Genomic DNA, 270 nt, shown 5'->3' with positions numbered 1-270 from the left:
ATTACGTCGCCGGTTCCCGAATAACTTGGCCTTCATCAATGCCGTTTGCTCTGACGCATCCGCCAGTAGCACCGGCTCGTTTTCCGCCTGCCCCGCCTCCATCCATCCAAACACGTCGGCCGGCCCAAAGGGGTCGGGCCGTTGTTTCGTGTCTCGATTTACGTTGTAGATCGCCGCCGCGATCCCGCCCATGCGCAAATCGTCCATAGCCGGCCCGAACCGCTCAATGTTTCCGTAGGCAAGCCATTCGGCAAACTCGGCGCTGTCGAC

At 60.4% G+C, this 270-nt stretch carries 1 protein-coding gene; it reads right to left on the bottom strand.

Annotated features, from left to right (window positions below; genetic code table 11):
• Nucleotides 1-270: phage tail assembly protein T (locus SB775_RS29770; protein WP_410864843.1), on the bottom strand; the 270-nt coding region annotated here is incomplete at both ends.

It is taken from the genome of Peribacillus sp. SIMBA_075, from assembly GCF_046534585.1.
Note: the sequence above shows the minus strand (reverse complement) of the source record. Positions and strands in the feature narration are given on the sequence as shown.